Raw genomic sequence first — 21644 nt, forward strand, 5'->3', positions numbered from 1 at the left:
GGCCCATGGCTTCCATCACCGATCCCCAGGTTCGCGACTTCCTCCTCCACGGCACGCGTACCGGCAAGCTCGCCTTCACGGCCTCGGACGGGCGCCCGCTCGTGGCGCCGGTCTGGTTCATCGTGGAGGACGGCGCCATCGTCTTCAACACCGGCGGCACCACGGCCAAGGGCCGGTCGATCCTGCGTGACCCGCGGGTGGCGATGAGCGTCGACCTGGAGGAGCCGCCGTTCGCGTTCGTCCAGGTCCAGGGCCGGGCCGAGGTCTCGGAGGACCCCGACGACCTGCTGCGGACGGCGACCGACATCGCCGCCCGCTACATGGGCGCGGACCGGGCCGAGGAGTTCGGCCGGCGCAACGGCGTCCCGGGAGAGCTGGTGGTGCGGATCCGCCCCACCAAGGTCATCGCCGAACTCGACATGACCGCCTGAGGCCGCTCACGACGTCCTGGGCCGCTCCCCGCGAACAGGTCCTCCGAACAGACGCGCCCCCGCCTGGCGTTCACGCTCGAAGTGGGCCGGCGCCCCGGCGTGGTCCCTCTCGTCGAAGGGGCCGCCGCCGTCCGGCAGTGTGCCGCCGACCCCGGCCGCCAGGATCCGCACGGGGCGGTCCTTGTTGTCCATGTCGCCCACGACGAACGCGCGTCGCGTCCGCGGGATCGCCAGATAGGCCGCGCGCAGGTCGGCGCGGCGGTCCTCGGAGGAGTCGTCCAGGAAGGCCTCCAGCGCGGCCCGGCAGCGGTCGCCGGAGTCGGGTCGGCCGTTGAGCCCGTCGATCTCGTCCCGGATCTCGCCCAGCAGGGACTCGGCGTCGGTGGAGGAGCGAGGATCGGCGAACCGCCAGGAGCCCACGCCGTGGAGCGACGCCCGGGCGCCCTCCTCGAACTCGGTGGCGACCCGGCCGGAGCGCAGCTTCCGCGCGAACTCGTCCACCGTGGCCAGGCCCCAGCAGTCGATCAGCCCGTCGGCGTAGACCACCAGATCGGTGAGGTAGTAGGTGTCCCCGTTGCGGATGAACGCGGAGCGTCTGGTGCCGAAGACGCGCTCGCCGTCGCCGTCGCGGTAGGTGCGTGTGTGAACGGACATGGCCGGAGCATAGAAGGAGATCCGCGGTGCCCGATGGCGTTCGCCGGCCGGCCGGCATCATGGGAGTCCGGCCTTGAGGGAGTACCGCCAGTGATACTCATGAGTGACACCGCGTGCGACGAAGTGGATCTGAAGGCGTCGGCGCTAGAGCTGCGCCGTCTGGCGGACGCGGTGGCCAAGGGCGAAGGGCTGCTCGGCGCCAGGGCGCCGACCGCCGGCGCCCTGGCGGGGGTCGAGGTCGAGAGGACGCCCGGCCCCGGGGTTCTCATCCACCTCGATTCCGCGCGGCGGATCCTGGTGATCAGTGGTGACGCCGCGGGGAGGGCGGTGCTCGCGGACATGATCCGCGACATGGCCTCCGCCGAGGACGGAGGCCATCTCCACATCGACTACTACCCCGGGCACTTCTACCTCGCGGAAGGATCCGTGCCGTTGGTGGTCAACAGTCCGCACGGAGGCATGCCGACCCGGTGAAGCGGGGGCCGCCCTCACGGCCCCGCCCGGGTCCGGGCTCACCCCGCGGCCAGTTCCCGTTCCAGCGGGGTACCGAAGGACGGGGTGACGCGGGTGTCCCCGAGCCACTGCGCCAGGCGCGCGGCCTCGGCTTCGACCGCCGAGCGTCCCTGGCCGCCGATGTCGGTCAGCGCCCGCCACACGACCTCGCCGTCCTTGCGCACGGCCCAGGCGCCGACGACGCGCCCGTTCCACCAGACCGTGGGTCCGATGTTGCCGTTGCGGTCGAAGAGCGCGGGCACGTGGTCGGGGTCGAGGTAGAAGTCCCGGCCGCGCCAGCCCATGGCCGTGGGGTCCAGGGCCGGCAGCAGAGCGGCCGCGGGATCCGTCTCGGCCTCCTCCGCGTCGTCGCCGGCGAGGAGGTACCCCGTGCCCGTGTCCAGGTCGGCCTCCCGGGCTCCCGCGTCGGCGATCGCGCGGCGGGTGGCGGTCACCGTCCAGCCCGTCCACCACTTGACGTCCTCGAGCGTGGCCGGGCCGAACCGGGCCAGGTAGTGGCGGGCCAGCTCGGCCCTGGCCGCCGCCTCGTCCAGGCGCGGCGCGTCCTCGCCCTCCGGCGCCGCTGACCACCGGAACTGCGCGGAGGTCCAGGAGCCGCGCGGTCGCCCGCGCAGGATGCGGCGCTCGGCGGCGAGCGTGCGCAGCAGGCGGGCCGACGCCGCCTGACTCGACTCATAGCGCTTGCCCCGAGCGACGACGATCCGCTCGGCGATCTCGGGCACGGCCTCGCCCAGCTCCGCGGCGGTGGCCTCGCCCCTCTCCCGCAGGGCGGCGAGCACGGCGGTCTCGGTCTCGGCGTAGCGCTCGGCCGTCCACCCGAGCTCGTCCTGGAGGAACTTCTGGCCGCCCTTGCGCTCCCTGGCCGCGATGGCGCGCCCGGCGGACTCGTGGACGAGGTGCGCCAGGTGGTCGGGGACCACGAACATCGTGCGGCGCATCGCCATCATCCGGTGCAGGGTGCGCTCGTCGTAGAGCGCCCGCTCGACCTCGGCGACGGTCGGCGCGGCCATCCGGGCACGCACGGCGAGGTAGACGGTGGCCGGGTCGGTGGCGTGCAGCGCGACCAGGGCCGCGGCCACGTCCTCGACCGCGTCCGCACGCAGGCCCGGGGCCAACAGGTGCCGCCGGACCAGGCGCGCACGGCGCTCGTCGTCACTCACGTGCGCACGTGCGCTGGTCATGCGGCCTCCCGGGGTCGAACGCTCTCGCGAGCGCAGACTACGCGTCCGTGCCGACATCTCCCGCTCCCGCGGCGGACGTAGGGGGCGCCGCGGGCGGGCGGGACGGGCCGGTCGGGCCCTGGGAGGTCGGCGCGAGGGCGTGGTCGAGGAAGGCCCGCGCCGCCGGGGTGAGCGGGCCCCGTCGGCTCACCAGGGCCACGTCCAGCGCGTCGGTGGGGTCGAGTTCGAGCACCAGCACGCCCGCCCGTTCGGCGAGGCCGCGCCAGGCGTCGGTCACGACCGCGACCCCGGCGCCGCCCAGCACCAGGGGCAGGATGGACACCCGGTGCTCGGTCTCCACCGCGATCTCGAACCCGACCCCCGACTCCCGCAGCCGGTCGACGAACCGGCGCATGCCCGACCCCTCCTGGCCCACGATCACCCGGGAGCCCTCCAGGCTCTCCCTGCTCACGGTCTCCCCCGCAGTGAAGGGGCCTCCGGGCGGCGCCAGCAGCACGAACCGCTGCTGACCGAGGGGGTGGACCCGCACGTCGGCCGTGACCAGCGGTCCGGACGTCGCCACCAGCCCCAGCTCGCAGGCGCCCGTGCGGACCATCCCGACGATGTCGCGGACGGAGAAGGCCGCCCGCAGCGTCACCGACACCCGCGGGAACCGCGCGGCGAAACCGCTCACCATGGAGGTCAGCGGCTCGATCGCCTGGGTGGGCAGGGCGGCGACGTCCACCCGGCCGCCGCGCAACCCGTGCACGGACTCCACGGCGGCCCGGGCCAGGTCCAGCCCGCGCACCGCCTCGCGCGCGGGTTCGACCAACGCGGTCCCGGCCTCGGTGAGCACCACCCGGCGCCCGATGCGGTGGAACAGCTCCGCGCCCAGGTCGCGCTCCAGCGCGCGGACCGACTGCGACAGCGACGGCTGTGCCACGTACAGGGCCGCGGCGGCACGGTGGAACCCGCCGTGGTCCACCACGGCCAGGAAGTACTCCAGCTGTCGCACGTCCATCCCGCCAGCCTAGGACGCGTTCCCTGGATCCGCCCCGCCAGGTCGGCCGCCTGATAGGCCACGCCTGTCAGTGTGATCGCCGACCGGACTTGGACGCCGGACCGGCCGGCCTGATGGGATCGGGGCCATGAACCGACTCCTGCCCGACGAGTTCACCACCCGGACCATCGACGCCGAGGGCGTGTCCATCCACGTGCGCGCCGCCGGACACGGACCGCCCGTGCTCCTGCTGCACGGCTACCCGCAGACCCACCTCATCTGGCACCACGTGGCCCCGGTCCTGGCCGCCGGGTTCACCGTGGTGCTCACCGACCTGCGGGGGTACGGGGACAGCGGCAAGCCCGCCTCCGGTCCCGACCACGCCGCCTACGCCAAGCGGGCGATGGCCCGCGACCAGTACCTCGTCATGCGCGAGCTGGGGTTCGACCGGTTCGCCGTGGTCGGCCACGACCGGGGCGCCCGGGTCGGGCACCGCCTGGCCCTGGACCACCCCGAGGCGGTCACCGCGTTCGCCGCCCTGGACATCGTGCCGACCCGCTACACCTTCGAGCACGCCGACACCGCGTTCGGGCGGGGCTACTACCACTGGTTCTTCCTCGCCGCGGACCACGGCGTCCCCGAGCACCTCATCGGCCAGGACCCGGAGTTCTGGCTGCGCACCCGGATGAACGTGCGCCACCACGGCGGAACGCCCTTCGCCCCCGAGGCCGTGGACGAGTACGTCCGCTGCTTCTCCGATCCGGCGGCCGTCCATGCCTCCTGCGAGGACTACCGGGCCGCGGCCACGATCGACCTCGAACACGACCGGGCCGACGCCGACCGCCGGCTCCGGTGCCCGGTCCTCCTGCTGTGGGGCGAGCACGGCTTCGTGGGCCGGCACTACGACGTGCCCGCGGCCTGGGCGGAGTACGCCGCCGATGTCCGGGGCCACGCCCTGCCCTGCGACCACTACGTGCCGGAGGAGGCCCCCGAGGCCACCGCCGAGCACCTGGGCGCCTTCCTGCGCGCGACCGCCGCCGCGACCTGACTCCCCCCGGCTCCCCGCCCGCGTCCCCGAACCGCCACCACGCCCCGACTGGAGTCCCCATGCAGCAGTACCGCGTCGCGATGATCCCCGGCGACGGCATCGGCACGGAGGTCCTTCCCGCCGCCCGCGCCGTCCTGGACCGGGTCGCCGCCCACCACGGGTTCGCGTTCGCCTACGACGCCTTCGACTGGTCGTGCGAGCGCTATCTCGCCACCGGCGCCATGATGCCCGAGGACGGCCTCGACCGGATCCGCCACCACGACGCGATCCTGCTCGGCGCCGTGGGCTACCCCGGAGTGCCCGACCACGTGTCCCTGTGGGGCCTGCTCATCCCCATCCGCCGCACGTTCCGCCAGTACGTCAACCTGCGCCCCATCACCGTCCTGGAGGGCGTGCCCAGCCCGGTCTCCCGCGCACGGCCCGGCGAGGTGGACTTCGTGGTGGTGCGGGAGAACAGCGAGGGCGAGTACTCCGAGATCGGCGGCCGGATCCACCGCGGCTTCCCGCAGGAGGCGGCCGTGCAGGAATCCGTGTTCACCCGGGCGGGCGTGGAGCGGATCCTCGACTACGCCTTCGAGCTGGCCGGACGCCGCGGCGGCCGCCTGACCTCGGCCACCAAGTCCAACGGCATCGTGCACACCATGCCGTTCTGGGACCAGCTGGTCGCCGAGCGCGCCGCCGACCATCCGGGCGTCACCTGGGACCAGGAGCACATCGACGCCCTGGCGGCCAAGATCGTGCTCGACCCGGCCCGCTTCGACGTCATCGTCGGCTCCAACCTGTTCGGCGACATCCTCAGCGACCTCGCGGCGGCCGTGGCCGGCGGTATCGGCATCGCGCCCTCGGCCAACCTCAACCCCGAGGGCGAGTACCCCTCGATGTTCGAACCCGTGCACGGCTCGGCCCCCGACATCGCCGGGCAGGGCACGGCCAACCCGCTGGGGGCGATCTGGTCGGCGGCGATGATGCTCGACCACCTCGGCCGGCCGGAGGCGGGCGCCCAGGTCATGGCGGCCGTGCGCGAGGTCCTGGCCACCTCGGGCGTGCGCACCCGCGACCTGGGCGGCGACGCCGGTACCAAGGACTTCACCGACGAGCTCCTGCGGCGCCTGCCCTGACCGCGACCGCGGGCCGGGCCCGCGCCCTGGTGCGCCGACGCCGGTGGCCGCGACCCCGCGGGTCGCGGCCACCGGCGTCGTGGGAACGGGGACTCAGCCGATCTCGGCCATGACCTCGTCGGGGATGTCGGCGTTGGTGAAGACGTTCTGGACGTCGTCGGAGTCCTCCAGCGCGTCGACGACCCGCAGGACCTTCTTGGCGGTCTCGGCGTCGACCGGGACCTCCATGGTCGGCAGGAAGCTGGACTCGGCGGACTCGTAGTCGATGCCCGCCTCCTGGAGCGCCGTGCGCACCGGCACCAGGTCGGTGGCCTCGCACACGATCTCGAACGCCTCACCGAGGTCCTCGACGTCCTCGGCGCCCGCCTCCAGCACCGCCATCGTCACGTCGTCCTCGGTCGTGCCCTCCTTGGGCACGATGACGACGCCCTTGCGGTTGAACATGTAGGACACCGAGCCGGCGTCGGCCATGTTGCCACCGTTGCGCGTCACCGCCACGCGCACCTCGGAGGCGGCGCGGTTGCGGTTGTCGGTCAGGCACTCCACCAGCATCGCCACACCGCCGGGGGCGTAGCCCTCGTACATGATGGTCTGCCACTCCGCGCCGCCGGCCTCCTCACCGGAACCGCGCTTGCGGGCGCGCTCGATGTTGTCCTGGGGCACGGAGTTCTTGCGCGCCTTCTGGATGGCGTCGTAGAGCGTCGGGTTCCCGTCGGGGTCCCCACCACCGGTACGCGCGGCCACCTCGATGTTCTTGATCAGCTTGGCGAAGAGCTTGCCGCGCTTGGCATCGATGACGGCTTTCTTGTGCTTGGTGGTGGCCCACTTGGAGTGGCCGCTCATGCTTGTCCTTTCACGATGTCGACGAAGAGGCGGTGGATGCGCGCGTCGCCGGTCAGTTCGGGATGGAAGGACGTGGCCATCAGGCCGCCCTGTCGTACGGCGACGATCCTACCGGCCTCGTCGGGACCGGGGACGCTCCCGAGAATCCTGACCTCGGGCCCCACCGACTCCACCCACGGCGCCCGGATGAACACGGCGTCGAACGGCTCCGCGCCCACCCCCTCGATGTCCACTCCGGCCTCGAAGGACTCCGTCTGGCGGCCGAAGGCGTTGCGCCGGACGGTCATGTCGATGCCGCCGATCGTCTCCTGGTCGGCGATGCCCCCCAGCAGGCGGTCGGCCAGCATGATCATGCCCGCGCACGTGCCGTAGGCCGGCATGCCCGACGCGACGCGCTTGCGCAGCGGCTCCATCAACCCGTAGCGCAGCGCGAGCTTGGACATGGTGGTGGACTCGCCACCGGGCAGGACCAGGGCGTCGACGGTGTCGAGGTGGTCGGGGCCGAGCACCTTGACGGCGTGCACGTCCAACTGGTCGAGCACGTGCAGGTGCTCGGCGACGTCGCCCTGCAGGGCGAGGACGCCGATGGTGGGTCTGACGGTCAAGAACGGCCTCAATCGTGTTCAGGAGTGTGTGCCGGCGCGGGACGCACGGGCCGCGCCGGCGGCGGATCCGCTACCAGCCGCGACCGGCGTAACGCTCGGACTCGGCCAGGTCGTCCAGGTTGATGCCCACCATGGCCTCGCCCAGCCCGCGCGAGACGCGCGCGATGACCGCGGGGTCCTCGTAGTGCAGGGTGGCCTGGACGATGGCGTCGGCACGGCGGGCCGGGTCGCCGGACTTGAAGATGCCCGAGCCGACGAAGACGCTCTCGGCGCCCAGTTGGCGCATGAGCGCCGCGTCCGCCGGGGTGGCCACGCCTCCCGCGGAGAACAGCGGCACGGGGAGCTTGCCCAGGGCCGCGACCTCCTTGACGACCTCGTAGGGGGCGCGCAGCTCCTTGGCGGCGCCGAAGAGCTCCGCCTCGTCCAGGGTGCCCAGGCGCTTGATCTCGGAGCGGATCGAGCGCATGTGGCGCGTGGCCTCGACGACGTTGCCGGTACCGGCCTCGCCCTTGGAGCGGATCATGGCCGCGCCCTCGGCGATGCGGCGCAGGGCCTCGCCGATGTTGGTCGCACCGCACACGAACGGGACGGTGAACGCCCACTTGTCGATGTGGTACGCCTCGTCGGCGGGCGTGAGGACCTCGGACTCGTCGATGAAGTCGACGCCCAGGGACTCCAGGACCTGGGCCTCGACGAAGTGTCCGATGCGGACCTTGGCCATGACCGGAATGGAGACCGCCTCGACGATGCCGTCGATCATGTCCGGGTCGGACATGCGGGCGACACCGCCGTCCTTGCGGATGTCGGCGGGGACCCGCTCCAGGGCCATGACCGCGACGGCACCGGCGTCCTCGGCGATCTTGGCCTGCTCGGCGTTGACGACGTCCATGATGACGCCGTTCTTGAGCTGTTCGGCCATGCCGCGCTTGACGCGCTGTGTACCGACGGCGTTGTCGGTGGGGTTCGATGCGTTGGTGGCCACGGTGGTGGACTCCCGTCCCGTCTGAGTTGTGCGCAGAGTTGTGGTGGTCCCCCTGGCGGCGGCGCGGGTCTCGCGCGGGGGGCGCGCGGACGCCGTCGGGGCGCGCGCCCTGGGGTCTACCAGGCCCCCATGGTAGTTCCTCACCCTCCGGGGTGGTTTGGCCAGATCGGTGTTTTCGCGGGTCCTGCCCTTACAGGGTGTCCGGTTCGACCATGGAGGCGGGCGTGCGCGGCGCCTGGTCGTCCATGTCGAAGTAGTCCGGGAGGGCGGCCGTGCCCGCGAGGCGGAACAGGCGCACCGGGCGTGACCGGCGCGCTCGGCGGGTGTCGGAGACGGCGTCGTTGTAGAACGTGCGCGCCAGCTGGACGCTCCTGGCGGCGGCCACCACCGCGGCCAGGCGCTCCCGCACCTCCTCGGAGGGCGCCGCGACCGGTGCCCCCCGGGCGCCGTCGGGCTCCATGGCGGCTCGCAGGGCCCGGGACAGCCGGCTCTCCGCGAGTTCGTGGTCCGCCTGGCGCACCACACCGCGGCCGGGCTCCCCGTGCCCCGTCCCGTGCGCGGCGAGCGCGGCGGTGGCCGCGGCCATCAGCTCCTCGACCGGCGCCGGGACCGGGCCGCGGTCGCCGGCGGCCGGATCGTCGGCCGCGCGCACCCGGGCCGCCACCAGGTCCAGCACCGCCGCTCCGCGCCGGCGCAGGGCCTCCTCCAGCGCGGCCCGCGCGATGTCCACGCGCACGTGGAGCCGGTGCAGCCGGGTGGCGCGCCAGGACAGGTACACGCTCAGCGCGAGCGCGGCCAGGACCACGGCGGTGAGGGAGGCGGTCAGGACGAGCACGGTCACACCTGCCCTCGGCGCAGCAGCGCGGTGGCGCTGGGCCCGGTGTCCAGGCGGACGCCGGACGGGTGGCCGTGGCCGGTGCCGTCCCACATCAGGACGGTCTCGTACACGCGCACGACGTCGGCGGCGACGGTCGCCCAGTCGTAGGGGCGCACCGCCAGCCGCGCGGCCGCGGACAGCTCGGCGCGGCGGACGCCGTCGTCCAGCAGCGCCCCGGCACGGGCGGCGAGGTCGTCGGGGTCGCCGACGGCGAACAGCTCCCCCGCTCCCCCGCCGTCGAGGACGGCGGCGAAGGCGGGGATGTCGCTGGCGACGATGGCGGCGCCGGCGGCCATCGCCTCGGTGAGCACGATCCCGAAGCTCTCGCCGCCGAGGTTGGGCGCGCAGAAGACGTCGGTGGAGTGGTAGGCGCGGACCCGGTCGGCCTCGCTGAGGCGTCCGAGCACGACCACGCGCGGGCGCAGGTGGTCGGGCACCACGTCCAGCGCGGCCTCCGGGTCGCCCGGCCCCGCCACCATGAGCCGCAGTCCGGGGCGGTCCTCGGCCAGGCGGACGAAGGCGCGCGCCAGGGTGGCCAGGCCCTTGCGGGGCTCGTCCACCCGGCCCAGGAAGCCGATGGAACCGCCCTGCCCCGGCCAGTCCGGCAGGGGCTCGGCCCGGGCGAACGCGTCGGCGGCCACGCCGTTGGGGATGAGGACGGCGTCGCCGCCCAGGTGCTCGACCAGGGTGCGGCGGGCCGCCTCGGACACGGCGATGCGCCCGTTGATCTTCTCCATCGCCGAGCGCAGCGCGCCCGAGCCCACCGCCATGGCCCGCGAGCGCGGGTTGGAGGTGTGGAACGTGGCCACCAGGGGCCCGTCGGCGGCCCAGCAGGCCAGCAGCGAGACGCTGGGCGCGGCGGGTTCGTGGATGTGCAGCAGGTCGAAGCCGCCCTCGGCGATCCACCGCCGGACCCGGGCGGCGGTGCGCGGCCCGAAGGCCACGCGGGCGACCGACCCGTTGTAGGGCAGTGGCACGGGACGCCCCGCGGGTACGAGGTACTCCGGCAGCGCGGCGTCGGTGTCGCCCACGGGCGCCAGCACCGACACCTCGTGGCCCATGGCGGCGAGCGCGTCGGCGAGGTCGCCGACGTGCTGTTGGACACCGCCCGGAACGTCCCAGGAGTAGGGGCAGACGAGGCCGACGCGCATGCCCACGCTCACCCTCTCCGTTCGATCCGTTCGAGGTCCCGCGCCCGGTCGGCGTCGTGGTCGGCGCTGAACACCGTCTGGAGCATGTGCCAGTCCTCGGGGTGCTCGGCGATCGCGTCCTGGAACACGTGCGCGAGCGCCTGGGTGGTGTCCTGGACGCGCTGGGTCCGGTGGACGCCGGGGGCGACGGGGATCTCGTCGTGGACGCGGATGTTCCAGTACGGGCCGTCGTACCAGAGGGAGACGGGCATGAGCGCGGCGCCGGTGTTCAGGGCCAGGGACGCCGGGCCGGAGGGCATGCGCGCCTTCTCCCCGAAGAAGTCGACCTCCGGGCCGCCGCCGTTGATGTCGCGGTCGGCGAGCAGGCACACCAGCCCGCCCTCGCGCAACCGCCGCGCGAGGGTGCCGACGGTGCCGGAGCCGCCGCTCAGCGGCAGCACCTCCATGCCCAGGGACTCGCGGTAGGCGGTGAACTGCTGGAACAGGCTCTCCGGCCGCAGCCGCTGGGCGACGGTGGTCAGGTGGGAGCCCCGCAGGGCGATCCAGGCCCCGGCGTGGTCCCAGTTGCCCATGTGGGGCAGGGCGGCGACGACGCCCCGGCCCGCGCGCAGGTGGCCCTCCAGGACCTCGATACCGCTCTGGCGGGTGTGGCGCATGATGTGGTCGGCGTCCATGGCGGGCAGCCGGAACATCTCGTAGTAGTAGCGCATGTAGGAGCGCATGCCCGCGCGGGAGAGCGCGCGCAGCTGGGCGTCGGTCGCCCTGGGGCCCAGCAGGCGCCGCAGGTTGCGCTCCAGGCCCCGGGTGGCGCCGTCGTGCGTGCGCCAGGACCGGTCGGCCATGCGCTGGAACACCGCCCGGCCCGCGCGCTCTGGCGAGCGGCGGACCATCGCCCACCCGGCCGCGTAGGCCAGGGCGGCCGTGCGTTCGTCCACGTCGAGTCCCCCTCCTCCCGTGTGCGCGCTCAGGTCCCGCTGCCCGCGTCGGACCCGGAGTTGCTCTGTTCGTCGACGTCGTGGTCGGCGTCGGAGTCCCCGGAGTCCTGTTCGGACTCCTCACCGCGGCGGCGGGCGGCCAAACGGGGATCGCGGTCGTTGAGCCGGGCGCGGGTCTCCATGAGCCGCTGCAGGACCGTGACGAGGCTGAGCGCGGCCAGCAGCCACAGCCCTCCGGCCAGGATGTAGGGGACGCCGAAGTCGCTGACGCCGACGGCGACCAGGATGATGATCAGGCGTTCGGTGCGTTCGGCCATGCCGACGTCGCAGTTGACGCCCAGGCCCTCGGCGCGCGCCTTGATGTAGGACACCATGAAGCCGGTGATCAGGCAGAAGAGCGTGAGCCCGGCGAGCAGGGGGTCGTCGCCGTCGCCGATGAACCACCACAGGAGGCCGGCGAGGATGGCGGCGTCGGCGACGCGGTCGAGGCTGGAGTCGAGGAAGGCGCCGAACTCGCTGGCGTTGTCCTTGGCCCGGGCCACGGCTCCGTCGAGCATGTCGAACAGGGCGAAGACGGTGATGACCACCGAGCCCGCGTACAGTTCGCCGCGCGGATAGAAGTACAGCGCGCCCGCGACGACGCCCACGGCGCCGACGATGGTCACGATGTTCGGCGTCAGGCCGATCCGGGCCAGGCTCCGACCGAGCGGAGCGGTGATCCGGGAGATCAGGGGACGAAGGATTCTCAGCATGTCTTCTTGTGATCGTAGGACGGAAGGGGTCACGGGGGTGGGATACGCGCCCGGTGGGGGCGGCGCGTCGTCCCGGCGCTGAGCGGGCGGCCTTCGGCCCCGCCGCGCGCTGTGTCGGCGGTCGGGCCCCGGGTCAGCCGCGGGGCCAGTGTTCGGCCAGCCTGGCCCGGGTCTGTTCCAGCATCTCGGGCAGGATCCTGGTCTGCCCGATGGCGGGCATGAAGTTGGTGTCGCCGCCCCACCGGGGCACGATGTGCTGGTGCAGGTGCGCGGCGATGCCCGCACCGGCGACAGTACCGAGGTTCATGCCGACGTTGAACCCCTGGGGTCGGTAGGCGGCGCCGAGCGCCCGGATCCCGGCCTGGGTGAGCGCGGCGACCTCGGCGGTCTCGCCCTCGTCCAGGGCGGTGTACTCGGAGACGTGGCGGTAGGGGCACACCAGCAGGTGGCCGCTGTTGTAGGGGTAGAGGTTGAGGACGACGTAGGCGCTCTTGCCGCGTGCGACCACGAGCCCGTCGGCGTCGGCCATCCCGGGTGCGCGGCAGAACGGGCACCCGTCCTCGGGACCGGAGCCGGTGGGCTTGCCCTCGCCCTTGATGTAGGCCATGCGGTGCGGAGTCCACAGCCGTTCCCAGCCGTCCGGGGTTCCCGTGCCCGTGCCCGGAGGGTCGCTGGGCCCGTCCTCGGGCCGGTGGGAGGCACCGCTCATCGCTTGTCCGATCCGTCGTACGAGTCCGTCCTTCGGATCCCAGCATAGAAGCGCCCACGGGGAACGGCGCCCGTCCGCCGGCCCGCCCGGGGCGGGTCGGCGGACGGGCGCCGCCCGGTCACAGCCCGAGCAGGGTGCGCAGGTGGCGCGGGGGCGGCGAGCCGTGGGCGAGCATCGCGTCGTGGACGCGGCGCGCGTCGTCGCCGGGGCGGGCCGCGGACAGGTCCCGCGCCAGATCGGCGACCTCGGCGTAGCCCACGTAGTAGGTGGACAGCTGGGCGCTGGTGAGCTGGGCCCGCCGCCACTTGCCGACCGCCTCGCCCTCCTCCTGGTGGCCGCGCTCGGTGAGCAGGGCGATGGCCTCGGACTCGGTGAGCCCGCGCGTGTGCAGGCGTACGTCCAGGACGGCGTTGAGGATGACGCGCAGACGCATCTTGAGCTGGACCAGGCGCAGGGCGAGGTCGTCGCGGCGGGACGCCTCGTCGGTGCCGCCGTTCCAGCCGTGCCGGGCCATCAGCTCCTCGGTGTAGACCGCCCAGCCCTCCACGAAGGTGCCGCTCCACAGGATGTTGCGTACGCGCGTGCCGCCGTCGTGGCGCGCCGCGTGGGCGAGCTGGAGGGCGTGCCCGGGGACCGCCTCGTGGACCATGAGGTTGCGCAGCATGGCGCCGTTGTACTCGCGGAAGAACGACGCGCGCCGCTCGGCCGGCCAGTCCGGGGGCGGCGGCGCGACCGCGACGAAGGTGGGCTGGTCGCGCGCGGCGGGGTCCAGGGGGCCAGGGGGGTCGCAGTAGGCGACCGCGACGCCCTGGCGGGACCGCGGCATCGCGATGATGCGCACGGGGTCGTCGTGGACGGTCACCAGGCCGAGTTCGCGCACCCGGGCGTCCAGGTGCTCCAGCGCCCGCGAGCACGAGGGCCGCACGATGTCGGTGTCGGTGGCCGTCGCGGCGGCCAGGGAGGAGAGGACCTCGGCGACCTGGCCGGGGCGGCGCGGCCGGCCCTCGTACTCGGCGGCGGCCTCGGCGATGGCCTCCTCCGTGGCCAGCAGGTCGCTCTCGGCCCGCACCAGCAGGGCCTCGGGGGAGATCTCGGAGTCGAGCGTGTACCAGAGCTGGGCGGCGAAGTCCCGCTCGCCCAGACGGGGGTCGGCGGTGGCGGTCTCCAGCCGCGAGCGCAGCCACGCCTCGTACTCCTCCACCGCGGCCAGCCCGGTCCGGGCCGCCTCCTCCACCCGGCCGCGCAGGCCGGGGTCGCGCTCGGCGAGCGCGGGGACGTCGGTGGTGAGCAGCTCGCGGGCGCCCGCGAGCTGGGCCAGGGCCGTCTCGACGTGGACGCGGGGCATGCCGGGGCCCTCGTCGAGGCGCGCGCGGGCGGTGGCGAGGTAGTCGGGCAGGGCGCCACAGCGTCCGGCGAGGGCCTCCAGGCGCTCGGGCAGCGGGAGGGCGTCGCGTTCGACCAGGGCCAGGACGGCCTCACCCGGCGAGTGCAGCAGGGGGTTCCAGGTGTGCGGGCGCAGTTCGGTGAGGTGCCACAGGTCGGCGCTGACCTTGGAGCGCAGGATTTCCAGGTCGACCAGGTCGCCCTCGGGAATGAGGTCGCCGTCGATCTCGTCCAGCGAGCCCAGGGCGTCGGCGAGCATGGCCATCCGGGCGGCGTCGGCCTCGACCGAGTGGTCGGACAGGCGGGCCGCGCCACGGGCGTCTCCCAGCTCCAGCGCCCATTCGGGGGCGTCGGAGAGCAGGGCGTCGAGCACCCGCTCGGCCACCCGTCGGAACCTCTGGGTCATCGCGGCCGCATCGGGATGCGAGGGAGAACTCATGGATCCATCATGCCAGCACGGGCGCCCGGTCCCCGACGTGCGGGAACCGGGCCGTGCTCGTGCGGGACCCCGGCCCGGGTGTCAGCGCCAGGAGTTCTGGCTCCCGGTGGAAGTGGGCTGACCGGTCGCGCCCTCGGGGTCCCCCACCGTGATGGCGTGCTCGACGAGGGTGATGAGCGTCGACTTGGTGGAGGCCTTGTCACGGGCGTCCACCTGGACGATGGGGATCTCCGGGCTGAGGGTCAGAGCGTCCCGGACCTCATCGGCCGCGTGGGGGTAGTACCCGTCGAACCCGTTGATCCCCACGATGAAGGGCAGACGCGCCTCTTCGAAGTAGTCGATCGCGGGGAAGCAGTCCGCCAGACGACGGGTGTCGACCAGAACGACAGCACCGATCGCGCCCTTGACCAGGTCGTCCCACATGAACCAGAACCGGTGCTGTCCGGGGGTGCCGAACAGGTACAGGATCAGGTCGGAGTCGAGGGAGACACGGCCGAAGTCCATGGCCACGGTGGTGGTCTGCTTGTCCGGCGTCTTGGCGAGGTCGTCGACCCCGACGCTGGCGCTGGTCATGACCGCCTCCGTGGTCAGCGGCACGATCTCGGAGACGGAGCCTACGAATGTCGTCTTCCCGACACCGAAGCCCCCGGCGACGACGATCTTGACCGACGTCATCGCGTTCCCCCCAGCACCGCCTTCCTCGGCTGGGCTAGAGCTTGCGAAGTCCACTGAGCACCCTTTCAAGCAGGTTGGTGTTGGGACGGGCCTCGTTGTTGAGCGAAGACCTGATCTGGACCAGTCCCTGCTCGGACATGTCCGCCACAAGCACCCGCGCCACACCAAGAGGCATCCGCAACAGTGCGGAGATCTCCGCCACGGAACGCCATTCCCGGCACAGGTCGCTGATCGCCTGCCATTCCGGCGTCAGCGTCCCAGACTCGTTGCGAGCGGCCGCCGTGGCCGAGATCAGAGCCTCCAGGGGAAGCTGTGACTTCGGTTTGGTGCGGCCCTTGGTGACCGCGTAGGGGCGCACAAGAGAGCTGGGCGCGCTACCCCCCGCTGGTCGTTGGTCAAACGGTTGTTGCATTGGTCGAGGAACATCTCCGCCGCCCGGAACCGCCGGCACTCCCCCTGTGGGGGGACCGCCCGCCTGTTGCCCGAACCACGAGGCGCTCCCGGCATCTCTACTGTGAGGTGCCACCACTTCCTCCTGTCGGTGGTGGATCAGTGGATTCCCGAGGTGCGCGCCGTTGGAGTCAGCGCCCGCCCCGCCCGCTCGACGAGCAGTGTCATCTCGTACGCGACCAGGCCCAGGTCACTCTCGGCCGCGGCCAGGACCGCCAGACAGGAGCCGTCGCTGATCGCCATGATCAGCATGAGCCCCCGCTCCATTTCCACGACGGTCTGCGCGACCGCGCCACCCTCGAACACCCGGGCCGCGCCCTGCGTGAGGCTGGACAGGCCGGAGGCGATCGCCGCCAGCTGGTCGGCCCGGTCCGCCGGGAATCCTGCCGACGACGCCAGTGGAAGGCCGTCTGAGGAGACGACGATCGCGTGGGCGACGTCAGGCACCCGGTCGGCAAAGTCAGTGATCAACCAGTTGAGCTCGTTCACCTGTCGACTCATCTGATCTCCTGTCCAAGTTCGCCGGCTGGTCTTACGGCACTGCTACCGCCGGCACGGCATGTGACAGCACTGCCTCTGCGAGCTGCCCGGCCCCTCCCGTGGGGGACGCCGGGAGCCTCGTGTGGTGTTCTCGTCAAGCGTCGGGTGTCGCGCGTCCGAGAAGCTCGGTAGATGCTATTGCATCCGGCTTCGAGGAATAAGGGGGACCCCGTCCCACCAGGTTGCACTGACGTCACTCCTCAGTCGGGCGGTCGCCGAGTCGGTTTCGGCCGTCCCGAACACCCTTTTGGAAACCAGAGAATCGGTTGCGAACCCGGTCGGCACTGCGCGTGGGCATCTGCTTGAAGTTCTCCGGCTTGGGGGCGGTCCCCGGGACAAGGTTTGCCTTGGGAACCCGTTTTGGCAACCCCGAAGTGGTGAGACCGCCCGCGAGCGGCTCCGCCGCGGTGCGCGCGGCCTTCCATCCACGGTCGGCCGCGGAGCTCCACTCCTGCTCCGAACCGGCGTTGCCGCTGGGCTGGGGGGCGGGCTCCTCTCGGGTCGCCTGCGCGGCGGGCGCAGCGGTCGGCTCGGCCCCGACCTGCGGGATCGGTCCGGTCTCGGTGGTGTCCACCGTAGGTCCGCCGGTGCGGCGCTTGAACCAGTTGGACTCGATCGCGTCGAAGATCGGCAGCGAGTCGTTGTCGTCTCCGCCGGGGGTCGGGGGCACGACCGTGTTGTTCGGCCCCTGAGTGCCCCCGTAGCGCCGCGAGAGGTAGGCGGTGGACCCGTAGCCGTCCCGGGACTCGGAGCCGCCTGAGCGCCAGTTCCCGGCGGGCGCCTGGGCCTCTGGAGCCTGCGGCGCCTGGTGCGACGCCTGGGGCTGCTGCGGCTGTGGCGGCTGCTGGGGCTGCTGTGCTCCGGTGTTCCAGTCCGAGGACACCGCGGGGAAGGTCTCGGTGTCGTCGGGCCGGTGCGAGGCCGGTGCGGCCTCGTGCCGGTCGAAGGCCCCGGTGCCGTTGGTGCCGCCGGTGGACGAACCGGAGGTGGCGCCGCTGAAGGCGTCGTAGGACTCCGAGGCGTCGAGCGGTCGGCGGAAGGCCCCTGTGTCCGTGGTCGGCCGCCGGAACGACCCCGTGTCGGCCGGGCGGCCGAAGGAGTCGGTCTCGGGCGGACGGCCGAAGGCACCGGTGTCCGAGGGACGGCTGAAGGAGCCCGTGTCCGAGGACCGGCCGACCGACCCGTGGTCGCCGAAGGGCGTGGAGTCGCCGGTGTCGGCGCGCGGAGCGGGGTCGAAGAGGCTGCGGCCCGTGTCCGGCGCCGGCGCCTCCTCCTCGGGGACGTCGTAGGGGTCGACCACGGGCGGGGTGTCCGCGCCGTTGCCGGTGACGCCGCTGCCCGCGGTGGGCTGCCACGCCGAACCGGAGGAGGTGTCGTTGCCCCACAGGTCCTGGCCGCTCGGCGGGTGCTCGTCCGTGCGCCCGCCGCCGGGCTGGCGCTTGGGCAGGCCGCCCAGGTCGCCGGGGCCCGCGGCCGTCTCACGGGTCTGCCAGGCGTCGCCCGGCTCGACCGCGGCCGGGGTCGAGGCGAAGGCCGCCTCGGCGTCGGCGTAGGTGTCGGGGGCCCCCGAGGCCAGCTCGGGTCGGGAGTCCGCGCCGCCGAGGGCGTGCTGGCCCTCGACCGGCGTGATGAGCAGGTCCGGCGGGAAGATCACGATCGCGGTGGTGCCGCCGCCGTGCGCCTCCTGGAGCCGGAGCCGGACGCCGTGGCGGTGCGCCAGGCGCGAGACCACGAACAGGCCCATGCGGCGCGAGACCGCGACGTCGATGACCGGCGGGGCGGCCAGGCGGGCGTTGATCGCCTCCAGGTCGTCCGGGGCCATGCCGATACCGCTGTCGGTGACGTCGACCTGCACGCCGCCGTTGTCCAGGGTCTTGGCGCTGACCAGCACCTCGGTGTCGTGGGGCGAGAACGAGGTCGCGTTCTCGACCAGCTCGGCGACAAGGTGGATGACGTCGTTGACCGGGCGGCCGAGCACCGAGATGTGGGACGGGGCGCGGACGTTGACGCGCTCGTACTGCTCCACCTCGGAGACCGCGCCGCGCAGGACGTCGACCAGCGGAACGGGCTGGGCCCACTTGCGGGTGTTGTCCTGACCGGACAGGACCAGCAGGTTCTCGTTGTTGCGGCGCATACGCGTCGCGAGGTGGTCCAGCTGGAAGAGGTCGGACAGGCGGTCGGAGTCCTGCTCCGACTGCTCCAGACCGTCGATCAGGCGCAGCTGCCGTTCCACCAGGGTCTGGCTTCGGCGGGAGAGGTTGACGAACATCGCGTTGACGTTGCTGCGCAGCGCGGCCTCGTCGGAGGCCAGCGTGAGCGCGACGCGGTGGACGTCGTCGAAGGCGCGGGCCACCTCGCCGATCTCGTCGCGGGTGTCGACCTCGATGGGCGTGAGCCGGACGGAGTCGGGGGCGGTGCCCGCCTCCTGCATCCGGTTGATCGCCTCGGGCAGGTCGCGCTGGGCGACGCGGCGGGCGCCGTCCTCCAGGGTGCGCAGCGGGCGCACCAGGGAGCGGACCACGAGCGAGGTCAGGACGAACACCGCGGCGAGCAGCGCCAGGACGACGGCGAGGTCGGCCAGGGCGCGCATCATGGCCTGCTCGCGCAGGTCGCCCGCGGCGGCCGCGATGCCGTCGGCGATCTCCTCCTCGACCGTCTGCAGGCGGTCCAGGGCGGTGTTGGCGATGGCCGCGTAGTCCTCCGGGCCGTCGTTGGACGTCACGCCGACCAGGTCGTCCCCGCGCTCGGCGCGGTACATGACGCGCATGCGCATCGTGGAGACCTGGCTGACCTCCAGGCCGGTGAAGTGCTCGTCGAAGGAGGCCCTCTGAGTCGTCGACGCGGCCTGGGTGAAGTTGGAGATCTCGTTCTCGTAGCGGGCCCGGCTGGAGTCGATGGCCTCGGCGATACCGCCGGTCATCGTGTTCCTGGTGAGCGAGTGGCTCATCAGCGCGGTCTCGTAGGAGAGCTGGTCTCGCGCGCTCGACAGAGCGGTGAGGGCACGCACGGCCTCACGCAGCTGGGTGTCGTCGGTCTCGTCGGCGATCGTCTGGTTGAAGTCCGCCAGGGACCGGGAGATCGTGCGGTACTTGGTGACGACGGGAAGCACCGTGATACGGGTTCCGTCGACCTCGTCCCGCAGGTTGCTGAGGGTGCCGAGCTGGCTGTTCATGGTGGACAGCCGGGTCTGCGCCAGGCCGCCGTCCATCTCGCCGATGTCCTCGAGCTTCGCTTCGAGGCTGGTCTGGATGGACTGGGAGGCGGAGCGCTCCTCGTCCAGAGCCTGACGCAGCTCGTCCGAACGGCGATCGGGGTCGGCGTTGTCGGAGATGTAGATCGCGCTCGCGGTGCGCTCACGGCCGAGCTGGTTGGCCAGCTGCACGATGAGCACGCCGACCTCGGCGCGGTTCTCGATGTGCGCGTGGGTGACCGTGGAGTCCGCGGCCTCGTACACCCTCAGGCCACCGAGCGCGAGCGCCACGGCGGTGGGGATGACGATGAGCGCCACCAGTCGGGACCGCACCCGCCAGTGACGCGGACGCCACCACTTGGCTCTGCGCCGCCGCGGGGCATCGGCGTGTTCGGCCTGCGCTGCCTCGCGCTGCGCGCTGGCCCCGTTGTTCGTCGCTCGTGTCGACACGGACCCTCGCAACCTTTCGTGTCACCGCCTCGAACGGCTGTTGAACCCAGGGATTGACCGCTCCAGACCGAAGACTCCTTCTTCGGAGGAGAACCGGTATAGACCACTTGGTCCACCAGAGGAAGCGGTGGGAATGTGGGGAGATGTGAGACTGTCCGCCGGACTCGCCTGGGAGGAGAGGCGCCGCACACCCGAAGTCCTGGGTGCACGTGCGGTGGATAGCGTATCAATGGGCGCGAAGGGCTCGCTTCGACCGTTTGGCGGCCTTCGGCAAGATCGTCCACGCTGACCCAGGGACATAATGCCCCTCTCGTCGGCATTATGACCAATCTTCCTGGTCAGACAGGGTGTCCGAAACCCACACCGGCCATCAGGTAACTATTTGGACACACCGTCTGCTTCCCGATCAACACCTCCTCGACATGACATCGTGACAAGACGTTGACGCAGGTCCTGAGGAGGATGCGGGAATGCGAGCCGACCCATGCCCAAAGGCGAACACGCACGGTAACACGAGCCGACCCCAGGGTTCTGATCACCCTTCCCGCCGCTTTCCACCTGGGCGGCGATTTTCGGTCACGGTCGTGCTTCCGCTCGGCGCCGCCGTCGCCCTGGCGCTGACGTCGGCCGCCCCGGGCGCGGCCGACCCGGAGGCGGTACCGGAGTCCGAGCCCGGCGACGTGCGCGTGGAACTGGCACAGGTGCGCTCGGAGATGGAGTCCCTGCGCCGGACCGCGACGGAGCGGATCGAGCGGTACCGGACGGAGAGCACCCGGCTGGCGGAGCTGACGGAGGCGCGCGAGGCCGCCGAGGAGCGGGCCGACGGCGCCGAGGGGCACCGCGCCCGGACGCGCACGGCCGCCGCCCAGCACGCCGCCACGGCCTACATGGGCGGCGACCTGGGCATGGTCCAGGCCTGGACCGGCCCGAACGGGCCGAACGAGCTCCTCGAACGCGGCGCCTACCTGACACTGCTCGGCGAGCACAGGTCCGCCGACGTGGACCGGGCCGAGGCCGCGCGCGTCGCCACGAGCACCCTCGCCGAGGTCGCCGAGACCGTGGAGGAGGAGCAGGCGGAGGCCACCGAGGCGGCGCGCACGGCCCGGGAGGAGGCCGAGGCCGCCGTCGCGGAGCAGGAGGGGTATGTCCGCACGCTGGTGGAGGAGCAGACCCGCCTGGAGGCGCGGCTCGCCGAGGAGCGGGACACCGACACCGAGGAGGACCGCCGCGAGGAGGCCCTGGCCAACGCCCGGACGGCCGCCGCGCTGCCCGAGACGCGGGCCCGGGGCGCCTCCGACGCGCCCGCCTCCGACGACCACGGCTGCACCGCCGGCGGCTCCCTGGCAGGGCACGGGAACGGGCGGATTCCCGAAGGGCTGCTGTGCCCCCTCCCCCAGCCCGGCGAGCGGCTGCGGGCGGACGCGGCGCAGGCCTTCATCGAACTGGACGGGGCTTTCCGGTCAGAGTTCGGCCGCCAGATGTGTGTGGCCGATTCCTACCGCCCCTACCACGAGCAGGTACGCCTGTTCGAGGAGATGCTGCCGGGCATGGCCGCCAAGCCCGGCACGAGCCAGCACGGCCTGGGCGTGGCCGTGGACCTGTGCGGAGGCGTGCACCAGGTCGGCACCCCCGAACACGAGTGGATGCTGGACACCGGGCCGGACTACGGGTGGGACAACCCGGACTGGGCCCGTGGCGGCTTCGAGCCCTGGCACTGGGAGTTCACGGGCTGAGCCCGC

21 protein-coding genes are annotated in these 21644 nt (G+C 72.7%); 5 read left to right on the forward strand and 16 right to left on the reverse strand.

Translation table 11 applies throughout. The annotated features are described in order from the left end of the window. Positions 1-5 precede the first annotated feature (5 nt). Positions 6-431 carry a PPOX class F420-dependent oxidoreductase gene (locus DFP74_RS28045; RefSeq protein WP_121186304.1) on the forward strand — a complete coding sequence of 142 codons (426 nt, stop codon included), beginning with the start codon at positions 6-8 and terminating at the stop codon, positions 429-431. A 6-nt stretch (positions 432-437) separates the two neighbouring features. On the opposite strand, the gene DFP74_RS28050 is transcribed toward DFP74_RS28045, so the two are convergent. Continuing rightward, a complete protein-coding gene (locus tag DFP74_RS28050) occupies positions 438-1085 on the reverse strand; it encodes a hypothetical protein (RefSeq protein ID WP_121186306.1) in 648 nt (215 codons plus the stop codon). A 99-nt stretch (positions 1086-1184) separates the two neighbouring features. On the opposite strand from DFP74_RS28050, the gene DFP74_RS28055 reads away from it, so the two are divergent. Then, complete coding sequence (locus DFP74_RS28055; protein WP_233571193.1) at positions 1185-1559, forward strand: hypothetical protein; 375 nt, start codon at positions 1185-1187, stop codon at positions 1557-1559. Between the two features lie 38 nt (positions 1560-1597). Here the strand turns inward: DFP74_RS28055 and DFP74_RS28060 are convergent, their stop codons facing one another. Together DFP74_RS28060 and DFP74_RS28065 are read right to left on the reverse strand one after the other, a co-directional pair. Further along, positions 1598-2779, reverse strand: coding sequence for a winged helix DNA-binding domain-containing protein (locus tag DFP74_RS28060; RefSeq protein ID WP_121186310.1), 1182 nt, complete (start codon positions 2777-2779; stop codon positions 1598-1600). 37 nt (positions 2780-2816) lie between these two features. Continuing rightward, on the reverse strand, positions 2817-3779 hold the full coding sequence (locus DFP74_RS28065) for a LysR family transcriptional regulator (RefSeq protein WP_121186312.1): 963 nt from the start codon (positions 3777-3779) through the stop codon (positions 2817-2819). Between the two features lie 127 nt (positions 3780-3906). Between DFP74_RS28065 and DFP74_RS28070 the strand changes: the two genes are divergently transcribed. Both DFP74_RS28070 and DFP74_RS28075 read left to right on the forward strand, forming a co-directional pair. After that, complete coding sequence (locus tag DFP74_RS28070; RefSeq protein WP_121186314.1) at positions 3907-4806, forward strand: alpha/beta fold hydrolase; 900 nt, start codon at positions 3907-3909, stop codon at positions 4804-4806. A gap of 59 nt (positions 4807-4865) precedes the next feature. After that, positions 4866-5924, forward strand: coding sequence for a tartrate dehydrogenase (locus tag DFP74_RS28075; protein WP_121186316.1), 1059 nt, complete (start codon positions 4866-4868; stop codon positions 5922-5924). A gap of 93 nt (positions 5925-6017) precedes the next feature. Here the strand turns inward: DFP74_RS28075 and DFP74_RS28080 are convergent, their stop codons facing one another. From DFP74_RS28080 to DFP74_RS28140, 13 genes are all read right to left on the reverse strand, one after another. Continuing rightward, entirely contained in the window at positions 6018-6767 is a 750-nt protein-coding gene (locus tag DFP74_RS28080) for a YebC/PmpR family DNA-binding transcriptional regulator (RefSeq protein WP_121186318.1), read from the reverse strand. Further along, positions 6764-7372 (reverse strand): pyridoxal 5'-phosphate synthase glutaminase subunit PdxT, encoded by a 609-nt coding sequence (pdxT, locus tag DFP74_RS28085; RefSeq protein WP_121186320.1) that lies wholly within the window; start codon positions 7370-7372, stop codon positions 6764-6766. Before pdxT ends, DFP74_RS28080 begins: the two co-directional genes overlap by 4 nt. Before the next feature lie 70 nt (positions 7373-7442). Further along, positions 7443-8354: a pyridoxal 5'-phosphate synthase lyase subunit PdxS gene (gene pdxS, locus DFP74_RS28090; RefSeq protein WP_121186322.1), complete on the reverse strand. Its 912-nt coding sequence runs from the start codon at positions 8352-8354 to the stop codon at positions 7443-7445. A 190-nt stretch (positions 8355-8544) separates the two neighbouring features. Continuing rightward, positions 8545-9189, reverse strand: a complete 645-nt coding sequence (locus DFP74_RS28095; protein WP_233571194.1) for a hypothetical protein — start codon at positions 9187-9189, stop codon at positions 8545-8547. A 2-nt stretch (positions 9190-9191) separates the two neighbouring features. Beyond that, the gene (locus tag DFP74_RS28100) at positions 9192-10382 is read right to left on the reverse strand and encodes a glycosyltransferase family 4 protein (protein WP_121188577.1); all 1191 of its coding nucleotides are present in this window, start codon (positions 10380-10382) and stop codon (positions 9192-9194) included. Between the two features lie 8 nt (positions 10383-10390). Next, complete coding sequence (locus DFP74_RS28105; RefSeq protein WP_121186324.1) at positions 10391-11317, reverse strand: phosphatidylinositol mannoside acyltransferase; 927 nt, start codon at positions 11315-11317, stop codon at positions 10391-10393. A 29-nt stretch (positions 11318-11346) separates the two neighbouring features. After that, positions 11347-12048, reverse strand: a complete 702-nt coding sequence (gene pgsA, locus DFP74_RS28110; RefSeq protein ID WP_121188579.1) for a phosphatidylinositol phosphate synthase — start codon at positions 12046-12048, stop codon at positions 11347-11349. Positions 12049-12202: 154 nt separating this feature from the next. Continuing rightward, positions 12203-12778, reverse strand: a complete 576-nt coding sequence (locus DFP74_RS28115) for an HIT domain-containing protein (RefSeq protein ID WP_121186326.1) — start codon at positions 12776-12778, stop codon at positions 12203-12205. 118 nt (positions 12779-12896) lie between these two features. After that, positions 12897-14567, reverse strand: a complete 1671-nt coding sequence (locus DFP74_RS28120; RefSeq protein WP_121186328.1) for a DUF885 domain-containing protein — start codon at positions 14565-14567, stop codon at positions 12897-12899. Positions 14568-14681: 114 nt separating this feature from the next. Next, positions 14682-15275 (reverse strand): ATP/GTP-binding protein, encoded by a 594-nt coding sequence (locus DFP74_RS28125; RefSeq protein ID WP_121186330.1) that lies wholly within the window; start codon positions 15273-15275, stop codon positions 14682-14684. Positions 15276-15309: 34 nt separating this feature from the next. Then, complete coding sequence (locus tag DFP74_RS28130; protein ID WP_218897632.1) at positions 15310-15687, reverse strand: DUF742 domain-containing protein; 378 nt, start codon at positions 15685-15687, stop codon at positions 15310-15312. Positions 15688-15824: 137 nt separating this feature from the next. Then, entirely contained in the window at positions 15825-16226 is a 402-nt protein-coding gene (locus DFP74_RS28135; RefSeq protein ID WP_014909276.1) for a roadblock/LC7 domain-containing protein, read from the reverse strand. Between the two features lie 232 nt (positions 16227-16458). Continuing rightward, on the reverse strand, positions 16459-19788 hold the full coding sequence (locus DFP74_RS28140) for a nitrate- and nitrite sensing domain-containing protein (RefSeq protein ID WP_121186332.1): 3330 nt from the start codon (positions 19786-19788) through the stop codon (positions 16459-16461). Positions 19789-20489: 701 nt separating this feature from the next. Here DFP74_RS28140 and DFP74_RS28145 point away from each other — a divergent pair. Then, positions 20490-21638 carry a D-alanyl-D-alanine carboxypeptidase family protein gene (locus DFP74_RS28145; protein ID WP_233571195.1) on the forward strand — a complete coding sequence of 383 codons (1149 nt, stop codon included), beginning with the start codon at positions 20490-20492 and terminating at the stop codon, positions 21636-21638. Positions 21639-21644: the final 6 nt, after the last annotated feature.

Origin of the sequence: Nocardiopsis sp. Huas11, from assembly GCF_003634495.1 — a bacterium.
Lineage (GTDB): Bacteria > Actinomycetota > Actinomycetes > Streptosporangiales > Streptosporangiaceae > Nocardiopsis.

Bases quoted from the DNA above. Each gene is read 5' to 3' on its own strand.
- DFP74_RS28050 (WP_121186306.1), bottom strand. From the start codon at position 1,085: ATGTCCGTTCACACACGCACCTACCGCGACGGCGACGGCGAGCGCGTC.
- DFP74_RS28045 (WP_121186304.1), top strand. From the start codon at position 6: ATGGCTTCCATCACCGATCCCCAGGTTCGCGACTTCCTCCTCCACGGC.
- DFP74_RS28060 (WP_121186310.1), bottom strand. From the start codon at position 2,779: ATGACCAGCGCACGTGCGCACGTGAGTGACGACGAGCGCCGTGCGCGC.
- DFP74_RS28065 (WP_121186312.1), bottom strand. From the start codon at position 3,779: ATGGACGTGCGACAGCTGGAGTACTTCCTGGCCGTGGTGGACCACGGC.
- DFP74_RS28115 (WP_121186326.1), bottom strand. From the start codon at position 12,778: ATGAGCGGTGCCTCCCACCGGCCCGAGGACGGGCCCAGCGACCCTCCG.
- DFP74_RS28130 (WP_218897632.1), bottom strand. From the start codon at position 15,687: ATGCAACAACCGTTTGACCAACGACCAGCGGGGGGTAGCGCGCCCAGC.
- DFP74_RS28075 (WP_121186316.1), top strand. From the start codon at position 4,866: ATGCAGCAGTACCGCGTCGCGATGATCCCCGGCGACGGCATCGGCACG.
- DFP74_RS28055 (WP_233571193.1), top strand. From the start codon at position 1,185: ATGAGTGACACCGCGTGCGACGAAGTGGATCTGAAGGCGTCGGCGCTA.
- DFP74_RS28120 (WP_121186328.1), bottom strand. From the start codon at position 14,567: ATGACCCAGAGGTTCCGACGGGTGGCCGAGCGGGTGCTCGACGCCCTG.
- DFP74_RS28070 (WP_121186314.1), top strand. From the start codon at position 3,907: ATGAACCGACTCCTGCCCGACGAGTTCACCACCCGGACCATCGACGCC.
- DFP74_RS28100 (WP_121188577.1), bottom strand. From the start codon at position 10,382: ATGCGCGTCGGCCTCGTCTGCCCCTACTCCTGGGACGTTCCGGGCGGT.
- DFP74_RS28125 (WP_121186330.1), bottom strand. From the start codon at position 15,275: ATGACGTCGGTCAAGATCGTCGTCGCCGGGGGCTTCGGTGTCGGGAAG.
- DFP74_RS28135 (WP_014909276.1), bottom strand. From the start codon at position 16,226: ATGAGTCGACAGGTGAACGAGCTCAACTGGTTGATCACTGACTTTGCC.
- DFP74_RS28080 (WP_121186318.1), bottom strand. From the start codon at position 6,767: ATGAGCGGCCACTCCAAGTGGGCCACCACCAAGCACAAGAAAGCCGTC.